Annotated in this window: 17 protein-coding genes, 3 pseudogenes and 1 riboswitch; of the genes and pseudogenes, 8 read left to right on the forward strand and 12 right to left on the reverse strand. The window is 67.4% G+C overall.

The genetic code is table 11. The features are described 5' to 3' along the window. The coding region (locus tag ACWCRD_RS44655) for a hypothetical protein (protein ID WP_450971411.1) at positions 1–364 on the forward strand (364 nt) is incomplete at its 5' end. Here ACWCRD_RS44655 and ACWCRD_RS44660 read toward each other — a convergent pair. From ACWCRD_RS44660 to ACWCRD_RS44685, 6 genes are all read right to left on the reverse strand, one after another. Beyond that, on the reverse strand, positions 325–1344 hold the full coding sequence (locus tag ACWCRD_RS44660; RefSeq protein ID WP_450971412.1) for a terpene synthase family protein: 1020 nt from the start codon (positions 1342–1344) through the stop codon (positions 325–327). The genes ACWCRD_RS44655 and ACWCRD_RS44660 overlap by 40 nt on opposite strands. A gap of 269 nt (positions 1345–1613) precedes the next feature. After that, positions 1614–1949 carry a hypothetical protein gene (locus ACWCRD_RS44665; RefSeq protein WP_450971413.1) on the reverse strand — a complete coding sequence of 112 codons (336 nt, stop codon included), beginning with the start codon at positions 1947–1949 and terminating at the stop codon, positions 1614–1616. 21 nt (positions 1950–1970) lie between these two features. Beyond that, a complete protein-coding gene (locus ACWCRD_RS44670) occupies positions 1971–2774 on the reverse strand; it encodes a hypothetical protein (RefSeq protein ID WP_450971414.1) in 804 nt (267 codons plus the stop codon). A gap of 1136 nt (positions 2775–3910) precedes the next feature. Beyond that, entirely contained in the window at positions 3911–4246 is a 336-nt protein-coding gene (locus ACWCRD_RS44675) for a helix-turn-helix domain-containing protein (protein ID WP_450971415.1), read from the reverse strand. Continuing rightward, positions 4243–5187 (reverse strand): tyrosine-type recombinase/integrase, encoded by a 945-nt coding sequence (locus ACWCRD_RS44680; protein WP_450971416.1) that lies wholly within the window; start codon positions 5185–5187, stop codon positions 4243–4245. Before ACWCRD_RS44680 ends, ACWCRD_RS44675 begins: the two co-directional genes overlap by 4 nt. Before the next feature lie 229 nt (positions 5188–5416). After that, positions 5417–5932: an ATP-dependent DNA ligase gene (locus ACWCRD_RS44685; RefSeq protein ID WP_450971417.1), complete on the reverse strand. Its 516-nt coding sequence runs from the start codon at positions 5930–5932 to the stop codon at positions 5417–5419. A 271-nt stretch (positions 5933–6203) separates the two neighbouring features. Between ACWCRD_RS44685 and ACWCRD_RS44690 the strand changes: the two genes are divergently transcribed. From ACWCRD_RS44690 to ACWCRD_RS44720, 7 genes and pseudogenes are all read left to right on the forward strand, one after another. After that, positions 6204–7907 (forward strand): MFS transporter, encoded by a 1704-nt coding sequence (locus tag ACWCRD_RS44690; RefSeq protein WP_450971418.1) that lies wholly within the window; start codon positions 6204–6206, stop codon positions 7905–7907. A gap of 57 nt (positions 7908–7964) precedes the next feature. Beyond that, a pseudogene (locus tag ACWCRD_RS44695) lies at positions 7965–8084 on the forward strand (DUF2975 domain-containing protein); the annotation flags it as partial. Between the two features lie 816 nt (positions 8085–8900). Further along, positions 8901–9278, forward strand: a pseudogene (locus tag ACWCRD_RS44700) (nSTAND1 domain-containing NTPase); the annotation flags it as partial. Then, positions 9278–9688: pseudogene (locus ACWCRD_RS44705) on the forward strand (SCP2 sterol-binding domain-containing protein); the annotation flags it as partial. The pseudogenes ACWCRD_RS44700 and ACWCRD_RS44705, both read left to right, overlap by 1 nt. 54 nt (positions 9689–9742) lie before the next feature. Beyond that, positions 9743–9813, forward strand: a riboswitch (guanidine-III (ykkC-III) riboswitch). Between the two features lie 12 nt (positions 9814–9825). Then, positions 9826–10185 (forward strand): hypothetical protein, encoded by a 360-nt coding sequence (locus ACWCRD_RS44710; RefSeq protein ID WP_450971419.1) that lies wholly within the window; start codon positions 9826–9828, stop codon positions 10183–10185. Positions 10186–10374: 189 nt separating this feature from the next. Continuing rightward, positions 10375–10698 carry a hypothetical protein gene (locus ACWCRD_RS44715; protein WP_450971420.1) on the forward strand — a complete coding sequence of 108 codons (324 nt, stop codon included), beginning with the start codon at positions 10375–10377 and terminating at the stop codon, positions 10696–10698. Between the two features lie 236 nt (positions 10699–10934). Continuing rightward, on the forward strand, positions 10935–11381 hold the full coding sequence (locus tag ACWCRD_RS44720) for an SRPBCC family protein (RefSeq protein WP_115912779.1): 447 nt from the start codon (positions 10935–10937) through the stop codon (positions 11379–11381). A 70-nt stretch (positions 11382–11451) separates the two neighbouring features. Here the strand turns inward: ACWCRD_RS44720 and ACWCRD_RS44725 are convergent, their stop codons facing one another. The 6 genes from ACWCRD_RS44725 to ACWCRD_RS44750 all read right to left on the reverse strand — a co-directional run bounded on the left by ACWCRD_RS44725 (position 11452) and on the right by ACWCRD_RS44750 (position 15620). Further along, a complete protein-coding gene (locus ACWCRD_RS44725; RefSeq protein ID WP_450971424.1) occupies positions 11452–11592 on the reverse strand; it encodes a DUF5302 family protein in 141 nt (46 codons plus the stop codon). 113 nt (positions 11593–11705) lie between these two features. Next, positions 11706–12623 carry an NADP-dependent oxidoreductase gene (locus ACWCRD_RS44730; RefSeq protein ID WP_450971421.1) on the reverse strand — a complete coding sequence of 306 codons (918 nt, stop codon included), beginning with the start codon at positions 12621–12623 and terminating at the stop codon, positions 11706–11708. Between the two features lie 622 nt (positions 12624–13245). Further along, positions 13246–13626, reverse strand: a complete 381-nt coding sequence (locus ACWCRD_RS44735) for a VOC family protein (RefSeq protein WP_450971422.1) — start codon at positions 13624–13626, stop codon at positions 13246–13248. Between the two features lie 216 nt (positions 13627–13842). After that, entirely contained in the window at positions 13843–14145 is a 303-nt protein-coding gene (locus ACWCRD_RS44740) for a hypothetical protein (protein WP_450971425.1), read from the reverse strand. Between the two features lie 154 nt (positions 14146–14299). Continuing rightward, a complete protein-coding gene (locus tag ACWCRD_RS44745) occupies positions 14300–14857 on the reverse strand; it encodes a GNAT family N-acetyltransferase (protein ID WP_450971423.1) in 558 nt (185 codons plus the stop codon). 100 nt (positions 14858–14957) lie between these two features. Further along, positions 14958–15620, reverse strand: coding sequence for a Type 1 glutamine amidotransferase-like domain-containing protein (locus tag ACWCRD_RS44750; protein WP_450971426.1), 663 nt, complete (start codon positions 15618–15620; stop codon positions 14958–14960). Positions 15621–15818: the final 198 nt, after the last annotated feature.

Below are 15818 nucleotides of genomic sequence, written 5' to 3' on the forward strand. Positions count from 1 at the left end.
GAGCCGGCAGCAGATGGAAGCGCTGGAAGACGAAACCGACCCGTCGGCGGTGCGCGTCCAGCCGCCGTGCCGTGAGCTCGTCGCCGTCGACCTCGTCGACTGTGTCCGCGTGCCACTGGCGAAGCGCCGTTATTCGGAAGCCGCAGTATTCCTCTCGACAGCGGACGGCACAGCATTATCCGGTTGTGAAGGTGTGCTCCCGGTACTCGGCGAAGGCCAGGGCCTGCGTGATGCAGCCGGCATGGTCACCACGCTCGACCTGCTGCTCGGTGGCGATGCTCAGAGTGACCGACCAACGGACCATTCCGCCGACGCGGACAGGTATCAACGTGTGTCGGTGCGGCAAAGGAGATCTTCGGGGTAGCCGGGCTGATCGGCCGGGACGATGCCCTGACGGGCGTAGCGCGCTGTCTCCACGGCCCACTGGTGATATCCGGGCATCCACAGCGCCATGGCCCTCACGTAGTGCTCGACCGCAGTGCGTTCGCGAGAGCCCAGGCCCAGGAGACTGTTGAGGGGTGCGATCTCCTCCTGCAGCCGGCCGAAGGTGTCCAGCTGCTCGTTGATCAGATCCCGGACCTTGATCACCGCCTGTTCGAGCGAGCACTCCTGTTCGCTCTGCACGACTAAGACGAGGTTGTCCACATCACCGCGGGTCAGCTCCTTTTCGACGGAATGCACGTCGTTACAGAAGGCGGGGACGTCCATGGCGATCCGCCGCATGGTGCGCAGTTGCGGACTGTGGAAAGCGTGAGGGGGAACCTCAAAGTGGCCGAGGCGTTCGAACATGTCCACGACGGTTTCTCCGCCGCTGGAGCCGCGGCGCAGGTGGAGGTAGACAGTTCGGTCGGGGACCGTCCGTGCCAAGCGCGCCAGCGCCTCGTTGGGGTAACAGGCGAAGTAGTACTCCCAGTTGTGAGAGGCTCGGGCCTGCCAAGCTCTCGACATGCCCTCCAGGCTACGCCGCCACATATCGGCAAATGCTCTTGCAGCGGGCGGGGCGTTGCGGGACACCGCGGCTGGGTCATGAACGATGGCGATCATGTCGCGGCAGACTTCCGCGGCCTGTACCGGGTCGCGTCCGAGCGGGCCTTCGAACTGGTCGTCGAAGGGGAACCAGAAGCCCATCAGGTCAGCAGCCAACTCTAGGTCGGTCACGCTCGCGTCTGGGTACATGTAGGCCGCCAGCTTCGCCATGTCCCAGGATGCATACCGGACGATGGACGCTTCTTCCCCCGCCAGGCCGAAGGAGCGGACCCACTCCAAATTGTGCGTTCGGGCACGCTCCAGGTCGGAATTCAGCTGGCATGGCACTGGGAAGCGAAAGTTGATGTTCTGGGGCATCAGACACCTGGACTCAAGGATGCTGTTCGACGCCTGCTGCTACACAGTCAGCGTTTGAGAATGGTCTTTCCTGGTTGCCTAGCTCCCATCCAGCACACTCGAAGCACGCAACTGGTACCGGCGCAAATCTCCACGCTGGTCGGGGCCCCGTGCGCGCGTGCGCACGCCTGCCATACGACGCGTCTTGCAACAACGCATCGGCAGTAGATGTCACCGATCGGGGGTTAGCACCCAGTTTCTGTACGGCCGACCAGGCGTTTTGGCCGTCGCTATGGCCGTGATTGCTGTCGGGCCGCGAGGTAGGGCGCCCAGCTGTTTCCAGCGAGCTGGGACCAGCGGTGGGCGGTCGCGGGGTGGATGCCGAAGAGGTCGGCCACGACGATGGGCGGCAGGTCGGTGATGGCCTCCATCAACGCGGTATTGCGTGCAGCGCGTACGGGCAGCTCGTGACGCCTCATTTTGTCTGCCAGGCCGGCTGGGTTGCGGGGGCGGCCGGGCACGGCGCCCGGCAGGAGAAGGTGGTGGCGGCCCTGCGGGGGTAGTGGGGCGTGGAGTTGGGCGATCTGCTCGTCGAGCAGGGAGGCAAGAGCGGGCGGGAGCAGCACGGGGTGGCGGTCGAGGGTGAGTTAGGCTGCCTCGGCGTTCCGGTGGAACTGGTCGGTGGTGAGTTCGACGATCCGCGTCAGCGGCAGGGCGTAGAGGCGGACCAGGGCGCCGACGATGCGTACGGGCAGGGGCAGGGCGGTGTCGGTCAGGCAGCGCCGCAGTTCGGCCTGTTGGGTTGTCTCGTCCTGGAAGGTGCCGGGGAGCTGGTTTGGCTGGTGGTGGAGTTTCAGGTCACGGACGATGTGGCGGGCGTGCGCCCAGCGGATGAACGGGATGAGACGGGTGCGCTGGGTCGGATGGGTGCTCGCCCAGGTGTCCAGATGGGCCTGGGTGAGGTTGCGGACGTGCAGGTCCTGGACGTCGAGCCAGGCAAGGAAATGGATGGTGACGCGGATGTCGGCGCAGTCGCCCTTGTAGGCGCTCAGGCTGTACCGGCCGCCGGCGGCCCGGTGCCGGGCGTCTTTGACGATGCCCCATTCGGCGAAGGGCCGGATGAGGGTGACATGGTGAGGCGGGAGCTGGGCGAGCTTGCCGGCCAGCCAGATCTCCAGCCGGGCAAGGTTCTCCTGCCGTTGCGGCAGGACACCGGCCGTCACCAGCAGCCCGCGGACGTAGGCGGTGTTCGCATCCGGCGGAAGCGTATCCAGAGCTTGGTGCGTGAGGGCGTCCGGTGACCGGGCCAGGCTGGCCAGGAGCCGCGCGGCGGGGCTGCGGCGGATCCACTCCAGAACCGGGTAACGGTTGGTGACGTCGGTGAGGACGGCCTCCAGGGGCGCAAGGTGGGTGGGGACGTTGCCGCTGGCGTCGCTGAGGAGGTCGTGCACCTTGTGCCGCAGGGAGCATCCCGGGCACCGGCCGTCTGGCCGCAGGTCTGCGCTGACGCCACACGTTGCGCAGGCCCCGACGGCGCCACCGTAGGTGCAGCAGGTCGCGCACAGCCCCGCTTCGCCGTCGTCCGTGATACCGACGAGGATCCGGGCGGCGTTACACCCGGCGCACGGCGCGGGGGTGGCCCGCCGTCTGCGGTAGCAGGCAGAGCACACGGGTCCCAGTGGCCAGAAGGTCTTGACTGGCCGTAGTCGGCCGCAGACTCCGCAGTCGCGAAGCGGCCGCGGAATGCAGGTATCGCAGTGGAACGCACCCCTGCCGCCGTCGATGTGGTTCCCGGCGCGGAGGCGGCCACACACGCTGCACTCCTTGCGGGGGTGCCGGTAGCAGCGGTGGCAGATGTCCGGCCGTCCGCCGGCGGCCTTCACCGAGATCGGGGCGACGGTGCCGCAGATGCCACATGTCCTGGGCGGACTGGTGTAGCACCTGCCGCACACCGGTCCGGCGTCGGTGATGGCGTTGACGCGGCGCTGCTGTCCGCACCCGGTGCAGCGGCGGGTCGGGGTCGGCGCGCAGGTCCAGCAGACTTTCTGGCCGTCAGCCGAGCGGTGTTCGAGCAGGGCCAGGCGATCGCACCCGGGGCACGGCACCTTCACGCTCGTTTCCCTGCGGTGACACGGTTTGCAGATCGCTCCCTCGGACCGCCGCGCGTAGATGGGCCGCACCAGCCCGCACCGGGCGCAAGCCCGTCGGCGGCGCCGGACGGCGCAGGTCGAGCACACCCGCCCCTCCGGCGTGTCCTCGGACGGCAGAGGATCCGTACGCCGGCAGGCGGCACACGCCACCTTCGCCACCACGTCCCCGTGCCCCGCCTCAACCAGCAGGTGCGCAAGCCGCACCAGCGCACGCGGACAGTTGGACGAGGCCGCGGCCAATGGCCGCGGACAGGCGTCGAGATACTCGGCAAGCCGGAACGCGTTGGCCCCCTGCCACGCCTTCGCCTCCTTCAGCGCCGACCTCGCGGCCTCCTCCGTCAGGGCTGGCCCAACGGCCGAAGACAGGTGCGCCAGCAATTGGGCCCGCACACGGGCGAGTTCGGCCCGCAGCCGCAGCTGGTCCGGCGTCGGCGCCCTCACCGCCGGCCCGGCCGGCGCACCACCGCACGCCGCGGCTCAAGCGGCACCGGCGAAGAAGCGGGAACTTCACCGTCGGCCGTCTTCTTCACCTGCGCGTTGACGACCACCGGTGCGAGCAGGTCGTTCGGCGTGCACTGAAGGATGTCGCACAGCGCGACCAGCGTGTCCATGCTCAGCCGCTGCGGCGGCTGGGTCACTAGCCGGTAGACCTGTTCCCGCGACAGACGGATGCCTCGCTCGGCAAGCAGCGGCACCAGGTCGGACGTCTGGAACAACTGCCGGGCCGCCATCAGCTGGCGCAGATGCCACTCGTAGCCCATCTTCTTGATCACGAGGTCACGTCCCAGTCGTCGCCCAGCCGCCTCTTCAACGAAGCCTCCAGCAGCTGGTTGCGGTACTCGTTCGACACCCCCATGTACACGGCCGTGGTCGAGGCATGGGAGTGCCCGACCTGCTCCTGCACGAACCGTGCCGGGTAGCCGAACTCCGTCAGATGCGTGATGTAGCTGTGCCGCAGGCAGTGCAGATCCAGATCCTCGTCCAGACCGCCATAGGTCCGGGCCGCGACGAACGCCTCATTGATCGAACGAGGCGAAAGGCGCCCCACCCGCTCGGTCACCACCAGCGCCGGGTGCCGGCCCGGTGCAAAGGCGGGCCGGATCTCCTCGATCCACTCGCCCAGGACGTCCACCGCCCAGTCCATCTCCGGCACCAGCAGCACCGACCGCCGCTTGGGCGGAGCCCCCTTGGACGACTTGCCGTGCCGGACTGTCATGCTTCCGAAGCGGTCGAACTCCGGCGCCGAGCGGCTGCGCCGCAGATCGACGAGATCGACCCGCGACGACTCCGTCCGCCGCGTGCCGTAGGCGTAGATGGTCTTGAGGACGGCGGCGTCCCGCAGCGCGGTGAGCGCGCCCTTCCTGCCCTGGCCACGGATCCTTTTCACCCGCGCGTCCGCCGCGTCGAACAGCGCCTGCACCTCGTCGTAGTCAAGCGGACGCCTGCGCGGATCACCCTCGTACTCCACCGCGTGCAGGACCGAGTTGCCCTCATGGAAGATCTCTTGAGGCGCCTCCCCGAACCGCTCCAGACACAACTCCACCCAGCCGTACCGGGCATCCAGCAGGTACTCGACGAACAAGGCGATCATCACCTCGTATGTCCGAGCCGTGGAGAGCTGGACCGGCTTCGGCCCGCTCCGCAGGTCGGCGATGAACGCCTCACCGTCCGCCGGCGTCCACTGCCACGGATACAGCCCCGTGAACTCACCCATCCGCTACACCAACCGCAGACGCGCGCCGATCGTGTCCTTCTGCAGGACCCGCGCAGCTTGCTGCCTCGCCCACCCTTCACGCATCGCCGAGAACACAGCCGGTTCCGGATCGAGGTGGACGACATTGGACACCAGCGCCAGGGGGCGCCGAGCCAGGAGCCTCAGTGATCACCCGCCTGTTGTATCCGACGCAACATCGATGCATCTGGTCTTCGCCAGCAGGTCACCGCTACGAGTGATCCCATACCCGTCCCGCTGCCGGCGCACTGACCAGCACGAAACGCTGGACGGCCGCCTGTTGCGTGTTGCGCTTGATGCAATTCCTCCTATTTCGGACCTTCGACCAAATGCGGCCCGCCGTATACGCCGACTTGAGCGGCTTCGCCACGATCCCCTCCACGCCCGTCCCCTCGAGGGCCGTGTACCAGAGCAGGGCCTCGTCCAGGTCCGTGGTCGACCACACCGGCACGATCGGCGGACCAACGTCGGCGAGCACGTCCAGGAGGACGAGGCGGCGCTCCGTGTAGGGGCGCGGCCGCAGGTCAGGGAGGTCCGCCGCAGGATGGGCCAGGATTTCGAACGCCACGTACGTCGCCGGGTGTTGGTCGGCGAGCTCCCTCGCGCGGCGGGGGCGGGACAGCGCGCGTGACTGCGCCGCGGCGAAGCTGATGTGCACGCTGCCGTCGTCGGCGGCGACGTACACCACGGCCTCGCCGTCCATGATCACGCCGGGCGGCAGGCTCACGGCGGCAGTGGTGCTCGGACTCCGCGCTGAGTTCGGTCGTGGCGGGCGATGAGCGGGTCGAGGTGCGGTTGCGGAGCTGTGCCGTCGCTCTGGATGGCTTCGTTGGGTGCGTCGGCGGTCGGAGTGATCAACGGGGTGAACAACCTCGCGCAGCCCCCTATACGTACCGACTAGTCGGTACTAGCCTCTGGCCACGCTCTCGGAGCCGGGCGCAGCGAGCCCCCGTCGCCGTGACGCAACACCCGGTTTCCGTGTCCCCAGGAGGAGCCGTATGTCCGCCACACCGACGGCGTTCGACGCCGACAAGCCCACGCCTGACGGGCCCGCCGTGGACGCCCGCAGGCCGCTGGCCCGCCTGTACCGTCGTGACCTGGCGGACTACCCGCCCACCGGTCGCCGCATGGCGTATCTCGGGATCGTTGTCATCACCACCGTCGTCCTGTATTACATGCTGTACATCCAGTACGCGGTGGCGACGTCGATCATCACGCACTTCGACATGACGTACCGCTACTTCGTCTGGGTCTCGGTAATCGGCAACGCGATCGGGGCCTTCGCCTCGCTCGTGGCCGGTCTGGCCGATCGCTGGGGCCGGGCGAATCTCGTGGTCTACGGGCTGCTGATCGCCTCGCTGCTGGTCTTCTTCGGGCTGCCGAACGCAGCGAACAAGAGCGCCTATCTGGTGCTGTTCGCGCTCGTCAGCTTCATCGAGGGCATCGTGCTGGTCGCCACCCCTGCGCTGATCAGGGACTTCTCCCCTCAGCTCGGCCGGGCCACGGCGATGGGGTACTGGACGATGGGTCCGGTCATCGGCTCTCTGGTGGTCACCACCGTTACCAGCAACACCCTCGACAGCGCCACCTGGCAGGACGAGTTGCGGTATTCGGCGATCGCAGGGTTCGTCGTCTTCGTCGTGGCGATCTTCGCGCTGCGCGAGCTGTCCCCGGCGCTGCGCGACCAGACCATGGTGTCGCTGCGGGACCGGGCCCTGATCGAGGCGCGCGCCAAGGGGTTGGACACCGAGGCGGTGCGCCGCGGCGAGTGGCGGCAGATGATGCGCCTGGACGTGCTGGGCTCGGCCTTCGCCATCGCCGTGTTCCTGCTGTTGTACTACGCGGCGGTCGGCAACTTCGTCGTCTACTTTGCGACCACCTTCGGCTACAGCGAGCAGCGCACCAACGCACTGGCTAACTGGTACTGGGGCGCGAACGCCATCGCCCTGGTCCTGGTCGGCCTGCTGTCGGACCGGCTGAAGGTCCGCAAGCCCTTCATGATCGTCGGCGCGGTCGGCTCGATCGTGGTGACCGCGATCTTCGCGACCCGCGCCACCCACCAGACGACCGATTACTACACCTTCGCCTGGCTGTTCATCGGCATCGGAGTCTTCAGCGGCATCGCCTACGCACCCTGGATGGCGAGCTTCACCGAGACCGTGGAGAAGCACAACCCGGCGGCAACGGCGGCGGGCCTGGCGGTGTGGGGCTGGACGGTGCGCATCGTTGTCGCCGTCTCCGCGGCCTTCATCCCCGTGCTGGTGACGTCCGTGACCCCGCTTGTGGAGCACGGCAGCGAGGTCAAGGCCGCCTCGGTGCAGGCGGCGCCCGCGCTGGCCATCGTCAACGCGCACCCTCAACTCTTCGCCGAGCTGAACAAGTACACCCCGACCACGGTTCCGCCCGCGCTGGGCGCCCGCGCCGTCAAGGAGGTCGGTGCGGCGAACCTGGGTGTCGTGCAGAAGGCTGCGCCGCAGCTCAAGTTGCTGCAGGAATACGGCCCCCAAGTCCAGAAGGCGTCGAAGGACGGGCCCGGTGAGTGGCGCAACTGGTGGTGGATCTGCGTCGGCGGCCAGGTGCTCTTCCTGCCCTTCGTCTTCGTGATGGCGGGTCGCTGGAGCCCGAGGAAGGCGCGTGAGGACGCCGAGGCGCACCAGATCGCGGTCGATCGCGAACTGGCCGCCCTCGCCGCCGAGAAGTGACCAGACGCGGGGCCGGCCGTGGACGGACCGGCCGGCCCCGCGGTCACGGGCGGGGTCGGGGTCGGCGTGGCCATCTTCGGAGTCACGCTCATCGTGCTCGTGCTGCGGATGTCGCTCACCCAGGCTGTCGCGCGTGACCGCGAAGCTTCACGGATGCAGGCGGAGTCGGACGAGGTGCAGGTCGCAACGGGGTTGCATTGTTGCGGGACCCACTTGGCAACAATGCGCGCCGCCCAATCAGCGATGTATCCACCACACAGGGAGGCGATCCCGTCGCGCGGGATCAGCCACAGCGAACGTCCCTTGGTCCGGACGCCGTGGCACGATGGCTGGCCCCCGCTGCAACGGAGGGCCAGCCCGCCGCACCCCTACCCGGCAACAACTCCCCGTCCGGCGCCATACCCGCGGATGTTGCCCAGCCCCGGCTCCTGCCGATCCCAGCCGACCCGCGGCCCACTCCCAGCCCGGGCCGCGAGCGCCAAGGTGTCGGCCAGACCCGCCACGACGCATTCCGCGCCCCGCTCGACGCGGCGGCTGAGGAATCGTCGGGATCACCCCGTTGGCCAGATCTGCGGTGGGTTTTCTGGGGTAGCCGGTGTGCGTCAAGCAGAGGCATGTGGGCGCAGGGCGGCAGTGTGGACCTGGCTGAGGAAGGAAGAGGCCGGCCGAACGCGACGTCGGCCGCCTTCGAGGGCTCTGGGGAGATCGCCGTGGCTCGTGACGTGGCCCGGGCGTTTCTGGAGGACTTGCAGGCGGAGCATGGGGTGCCGGTGTCCGGCCACGAGAGGGGCATGGTGCAGCTGGTCGTGAGCGAGCTGGTCACCAACGCGCACAAATTCGCGCCCGGTCCGCTGCTGCTGACGCTGGAGCTCGTCGAGGGCGCCGTGCAGGTGAGCGTGTGGGACACCGAGCCGAGGATGCCGGTGATCCATGCGGCAGACCCGCAGCGTGTAGGCCGGCACGGCCTGGAGGTCGTCATGGCGGTCAGCCCGCGCTTCGAGGTGCACCGTGGTGATCGCGGTGCGGGCGGACTTCTTCGGCCGCTGTGCAGAACACCACCCTCTCGCCCGCGCGCTGCGGCAGGCCACGCTGCTCGTCGGCCCCATGAGCCCGCGCGAGCTGCGCGAGGCCATCGTCAGGCCGGCGGCCGTCGCAGGCTTGATCGTGGAACGAGAGCTGACCACGAAGATCATCAGCGACGTCGCGGACGAGCCGGGCGGCCTTCCGCTGATGTCCCACGCCCTCCTGGAGACCTGGCACCGCCGCAAAGGCCGCGCGCTGACAGCGGAGATGTATCAGGCCACGGGCGGTATCCATGGCGCGATCGCTAAGAGCGCCGAGCAGGTGTACTCAGCGCTCTCGGATACGCAGCGTCCTACCTGCTCACACACATGCTGGGCCACGGCTACGACCTCGCTCGCGCCCTGAGCCGCCCGCACATGATTGACCGCGACCGTGTCGAGCTGTGCATGCCGTTCATGCTCTCGGTCATGCCACGCGTCGCCGACACGGCGGCCATCTCCGGCCTGACGGTCCGCTACGCCATCCGCCTCCGCTACGGCGCGGCATTCGGCTTCAGCCTGAACAACGGCACCGTGCACGTGACCCCGGCGCCCCCAAGACGTCCCGACTGCACCATCCTGATCGAACCCGTGGCCTTCCTCCTCATCGCGCTGGGCCGCCGCAACCCGTGGCGGGCCATCGGGCGAGGACAGGTCGTCGCCTGGGGACGCAAACCCTGGCTCGCGCCCCGCTTTCCTACGCTGTTCACCGCGCCCTGATCTCCCACCGGCCAGCTGCTCGCTCGTACTCGATGTGCGGTGATAGCGTCCCGGCTGGAGCCGCAAAGCCTCGTGTCTTCCCGGACGAGCTGTGCGACGTACCCGGCCCGCCAAGACGACGCACTTCGGGAGGCATCGTGTCCGGTGCGGGCGAAGTAGATAGCCGGAAGCTCAGTGCAAAACCACTGGGCGTCGACTGGATTCACGGATCGTCGTCGGCAAAGCACAACACCGACCCCGATCTTCAAGTGCACTGGTACGACGAGCACACGGTGCTGCTCAGACAGAACAAGGCCATCAACTACGAGGCCCCGTTCCTGTACTTGTTGTTCGGGATTCGACAGGTGGTCCTGATCGACACGGGTGCCACGGCGCACCGGAATTCCTTCCGGTGCGCCGGACTGTCGATGACCTTGTTGGGGCGTGGCTGGCGCGCAACCCCCGCGACTCCTACGGGCTTCTCGTACTCCACACGCACTCGCACGGCGATCATGTAGCGGGCGACAGCCAGTTCCTCGACCGACCGGACACGATCGTGATCGGTGCCGATCGGCATGTCTCCTGGACGTACTTCGGGTTCACCGACGACCCGGAGGCGGTACGGCCCCTCGACCTCGGGGGGGGCGGGTGCTGGAAGCTCTCGCGACACCAGGCCATGACGCCGCTGCCATCACCTTCTACCACCCGTGGACCGGATTCCTGCTCACGGGAGACACGTCTACCGCGGACGGCTGTACATCGAGGACTGGCCGGCCTTCTCACAAACCATCGACCGGCTGATCGCATTCGCCGGCCGCCGTACCGTCACACACGTACTGGGCTGCCACATCGAGATGACCCGCGAGCCCGGCGTCGACTACCCGATCCGCACCACCTACCAGCCGGACGAACCCCCACTGGAGATGACCCCGGCCCACCTGCACGCCGTGCGTGCGGCCCTCGACGAAGTCGGGCCTGAACCCGCTCGACGCGCGTTCGCCGACTTCATTCTCTGGCCCACAGGAACCTGAGAATGCCGACGGACAGACGCCCCGGACGCGCGTGAGCGGACCGGCGCCTCCTCGCCTACACGCCGGAAGAACGGTTCCCCTTCTGGTCAGTGCCTCGGCGCAGGTCCCCGATCTACGTGTCGGCGTCCTGGCGCCCATGACGAGCGGCGGGCGGAGCCGCGGCGATACGCTGATGGTGCTCGGCGAACCAGCGTGCCCTCAGCCGCAACTCCAGCGACCGCAGCACAGGAGGAATCGTGGCCGGTCAGTTTGAGGCGACAGCCGAGATCAACCGTCCCATCGAGGAAGTCTTCGCTTTTCTCTCCGACGGCACCAACGACCCCAAGTTCAGCCCGAGGGTCCAGGCGATCACGAAGACTCCAGAGGGACCGACAGCAGTCGGCACGGTCTTCACAAGCACGGTCAAGGACGCCGGCATGAAGACGGGCCGGAAGTTCCGGATCACCGAATTCGAGGCCCCCCACCGAATCCGCTGGGCGGAGACCTCGAAAAACATCGTGACGGCCGACGAGGGTGGCTACGACCTGGAGTCCACCGGTCCGGGCACCACCAGGGTGAGGATCTTCAACGTCCTCGAAGGCCACGGCATCGGAAAGCTGCTGGTGGGCTTCGCACTGGGCGCGGCACGCAAGGACGCGCCCGCGTTCGGGCAGCGCATCAAGGCGGCGGTGGAGGCGTCCTGAGACGATCAGGGCCGGCACGGGTCGCCGACGTAGGCTATACGTCGACGTCCCGTGCCCGGCCCCGCAGGACTCAGCCCCCGCGTTTGCGCCGGAACGACCGCTGGCTCGCGGCCGGGCCGTGCGCGCCGCGGATCGCGGACTGGGTTCGATGTTGTAGGGTCCCGCCGCGTCCGACGTGTCGATCTTTTGCGACCTGGGCTTTCTTGGTTATCTCACGGCCGTGTCACCATGATCAGTCTCAAGTCCGTGGCATTTCCTACGTCCGACACCGGGCAGGTCAGCGGTCGTCCAGCCCACCACCGCTGTTGGCCCATTCCAGGGCGCTCAGGGGCGCGCGCGAATGACGGTCTTGCCCTTGCGCCGTTCGGTCGGGTTGAGCGCAGGGACGGCGTCGTCGAGGTTCGCGACGGTTCCGATGTGGGTGCGAAGGCGCCCGTCCCGCACCCGGTCGACGATCTCCACCAGCTGACTCGGAACGGACTCGACGACGAAGTCGACCGCCAAGCCGTCGACAGGGCGAACCTCAACAGGCCCGACCACCGACACCAGCGTCCCGCCAGGCCGGATGATTCTCGCCGAGCGCCTTTGGATGTCAGCGCCGATGACATCGAAGACCACGTCGACCCCGCCGATGTCGTCGAGATCCTCGGTGGCGAGGTCGAGGAACTCGTTCGCGCCGAAGTCGAGCGCCGCCTGGCGGTCCGCCGCCCGCCCGGTACCGATGACGTAGGCGCCGAACTCCCGGGCGAGCTGCGTGACCACAGACCCGACTGCGCCGGCGGCGCCGTGTGCGAGGACGCTCTGCCCGGCCTGAAGACGACCGTGCTGGAACAGGCCTTGCCACGCGGTCAGGCCGGAGATCGGCAGGCTCGCACCCACCGTGAAGTCGGCGTTCCCCGGCAGCGGCGCCAGGTTGCGCGCCTCCACGGCCGCGTACTCGGCCAGGGTTCCGTCGCGGTGCCAGTCCGTGATCCCGAACACCCGCTGTCCCAGCGAGAGCCCCGTCGTGCCGTAGCCGAGGGAGGTGACCACTCCGGCGAACTCGTGGCCGATGATCGCCTGGGCTCGATCGCGACCGGCGCGATCGACCCACGTCGAGGGCCACTCCCACTCCGCGGGGACGAAGCCCGACGCATGGACTTCAACGACGACGTCGTTGATCGCCGGCGTCGGCTCAGGCCGCTCCGCGAGCGTGATCCCAGCTGCCTCCGCGGCCGGATCCGTCGCGACGATCGCCTTCACTGGTACCTCCGCATATCTCGTGCTCGCCGGCTCTGTGCGCCGCCCAAGCCATGGAGTGGGCTGATGAGCCCACAGAGGAACGGCAACAAGATCCGTCACCACAGCCGGATGGACCACCGAAACGCGTCGAGTCCAACCGGAGCTCGACGGCAACCACGCACCCGGGGCAGTAACGCCCACCCACGCGCCAGTCTCACGGCGATGTCGTGTAGGACAGCGGTACGACACGGCTCGTGCGATTACGACATCAGCCGTAAGACCCAACAGCGGATTTCACCAGGTCAGACAGCGAGGGCAAGCCTGCCCCCAAGGACGACACCTCCTTCTGCGCGAGAGCCGCAGGGGAGGTGCTCTCCGTCTCGGGCGGTACCGGCACCCCGACCATGAGGCCGACCACGACAGGTCACGTGCCAGCGCACCTGCCGCTGCGGTGACGGGCAGCTGCCACTCGGGGGCCTGGTGCCGCTGGTGCTTCTAGGCTGAGATGTAGGATCTCGCAGCCCGTGTCATAGGTGGGTGCTTGTGACCTGCTACTTTCCGCTGTGTCTCACGGCATGGCGGAGGGGGTTCCGTCTCACGGCGGTGGCATTTCCTATTGCCCATCGGCAGGACAGATACCGAGTCAATCCGCCAGCCAGAGACAGAAGGGGTGTCCTGCCGGGTCGATGTAGACGCGGACATCTTCTTGAGGCTGGTGATCGGCGAGGGTCGCACCCAGCTCGGCAGCCTTCGCTCCAGCTTGCTCAAGGTCGTCGACGCGGATTTCGAGGTGCATCATCATCTGCTGGTCGGAGGGCCCCGCAGGCCAACGCGGCCGGATGTAGTTCTCCTCACGCTGGACCGCGAGTCCCACTCCGCCATCGGCCGCTTTCAACAGCACCCAGTCTGGTTCCTCGGCCTTGATTTCCCAGTCGAGAAGTTGCTGGTAGAAGCGTGCGAGAACGCCTGGGTCCGGTGCGCTGATGTTGACGGTCGTGAGTGTCAGTCCGCGAGCTTCAGCCATGCCGTTTCGTGCCTTCCGGATGCTGGACTGCGGCCTCCTTCAGCCGCGACTGGGCCATCGTGTCAGGATCCTGTTGGCGGGAGCCGTGCGTTCTCGGAATTCGGCGCAGCTTCCAACTCAGTGACCACGTGTCTGCCATAGGTGGTCAGTTGCATGGCTCGGCCGTGCTCAGCACGTTCGAGTAGGGGTTCAAGAAGCTCTGGGAGGGCCGAGAGGTCAGCGGGGCCGGGCTGTGATCTGCTGGCGGGCAATTCCCCAGAGCTTTTCGAACTCCTCGGAGGTCAGCTGCTCCGGATCGTGCCCTTCCCACTCTGAGACGGGTAGTTCAGCTGTGATGCCGAACCTGTTGTCGTACTCGTCGAGGAGGCCCGCGTCATGGGCCTGCTGCCATTCGTCGAGGGAGGCAGCTGCGATCGGCGTCAGTCCAGGGCCCTGGAGTTCGATCTGCCGGGTCACCCAGCCTTCGGCGTTCACCTCGAAGTAGAACCAGACGTCTTCCTCGTCCCAGTAGCAGCGCATCCACGTTGTCACGAGTCCATGATGAGGCCTCATGCGCGGCACTCCGCCGGCGGTACCGGGCTTTGTTCGGGCCTTCCGTCTGGCGGATCCCCAGCCCAGGCTCACCCCAGACCCGCGTGTCGAGTCGCGTTCGACACCAGATCAGATGACCAGCTCACGCCTCGCTCATCGAGTGCAGTTGGGTGAACTCACCAGCGAGCAGGCCCATCACGACGAGATCGCGGTGCCGGCCAGAGAGGAACACACGATCACGGAGGCGGCCCTCCTCGACAAAACCCAGCCGACGATGAAGCGCCAAAGACGCCTCGTTGTGCGCGAAGATCCGCGCTTCGCATTTGTGATAGCGCCGCTCAGCGAACATGAAGCGCAGCAACAGCACCACGGCCTCTGCCGCGTAGCCTTTGCGCCGGTGATCAGCGCTGATCGTGACGCCGTACTCGAACCAGCCTGCACGTGGATCAGCGTGGTGCGAGCCGACAGTACCGACCAGTTCCCGTGTGTCCACGGCTTCGATGGCGAGCTGGAAGCAGTCACCATCAAGCTTGGCCGAGGCCTGCTCCTTCGCCCAGGCGCGGAAAGCCTCGGCGGAACGCGGTGGGTTCAGCAGGTCTCCAAGACGCTCCTCGTCCTCAGCGAAGCGCATGAACGCGGTCCAGTCGTCGGGCTCGATACCACGCAGGCGTATCCGCTTGCCCGTCCAGAACGATGTCACCACGCCATCGGATCACGGCGAAGGGCTCGACGTCCAGGGCTTTCGCCACCGCCCAGACGGCCCTAGGCCTGGCAATTCGAGGTTGCTAAAGACAGCTTCTTTAGAACAACTTCCAGTGGCCCTCGGAGACCACTTCGACAGCACCGTCGGCCACCTTGATGGCGGTCTGCTCGTCAATCGCATACGCCGCACCCGCGATCCCGGCCGCCCATCGTTCTGCCTTGGCCATGGTGTTTTCCGGACAAGCCGGGTGATCCAGGTGCGGGAAGATCGAGAAATCAACCACGCCCAGCGTGCTGTCGCCGCCGGTGGGCGGCTTCCAGCCCACGAAGTCCTCCCCGATGCGGGGGGTCATCACCAAGCTCCCGGCGCTGAGTCCGACGTAGACCGTGTCGGGCAGCGACGGCAGCAGTTCAGCCAGCCCGGACTCCCGCATCCAGTGGCACAGGTACAGTGCGTCACCGCCGTTGACCAGCAGGACGTCGGCCTCCTGGACCCAGGAGACCCAGCTGGCTTTGTCGATGCTGGGCAGCGCGGTGAGTTCCAGCACGCCCACCGACTTCCACCCCAGCTCGGTCATGGGGCTGGGGGATCGTCCGCTGATGAATCGCCATGGCCCGCCCGGATCGGCGTCGGGGGCCCCGTACCCCGCGGTGGGAATGCAGAGGGCACTGGAATCGGCGATCGGCTTACCCAGGAGGTCGACCAGCGCATCCTGGATGCTCGCGTTCTTGACACCGGAGTCGGTGAGGAGAAGCTTCATCATGTCCTTCCCGAGGTGCTGGCCGCGCGCGTCAGCAACCAGCCGTTCGCCGACGCGTCACGGCCGCCAGCATGTCATGGCTGCATCAGGAACAGGTACTGACCTTGTTCTTTATCTACCAAGATCGGCCGGGTCTGCCGATGGCCTTGAGGGTCTCGGGCCGTTTGACGGTTTTACCAACGTCGTAGCGGGGTGCGG

Source organism: Streptomyces sp. NPDC002092 (assembly GCF_053593775.1).

Bases quoted from the DNA above. Each gene is read 5' to 3' on its own strand.
- ACWCRD_RS44660 (WP_450971412.1), bottom strand. From the start codon at position 1,344: ATGCCCCAGAACATCAACTTTCGCTTCCCAGTGCCATGCCAGCTGAAT.
- ACWCRD_RS44680 (WP_450971416.1), bottom strand. From the start codon at position 5,187: ATGGGTGAGTTCACGGGGCTGTATCCGTGGCAGTGGACGCCGGCGGAC.
- ACWCRD_RS44690 (WP_450971418.1), top strand. From the start codon at position 6,204: ATGTCCGCCACACCGACGGCGTTCGACGCCGACAAGCCCACGCCTGAC.
- ACWCRD_RS44735 (WP_450971422.1), bottom strand. From the start codon at position 13,626: ATGGCTGAAGCTCGCGGACTGACACTCACGACCGTCAACATCAGCGCA.
- ACWCRD_RS44740 (WP_450971425.1), bottom strand. From the start codon at position 14,145: ATGCGCTGCTACTGGGACGAGGAAGACGTCTGGTTCTACTTCGAGGTG.
- ACWCRD_RS44750 (WP_450971426.1), bottom strand. From the start codon at position 15,620: ATGAAGCTTCTCCTCACCGACTCCGGTGTCAAGAACGCGAGCATCCAG.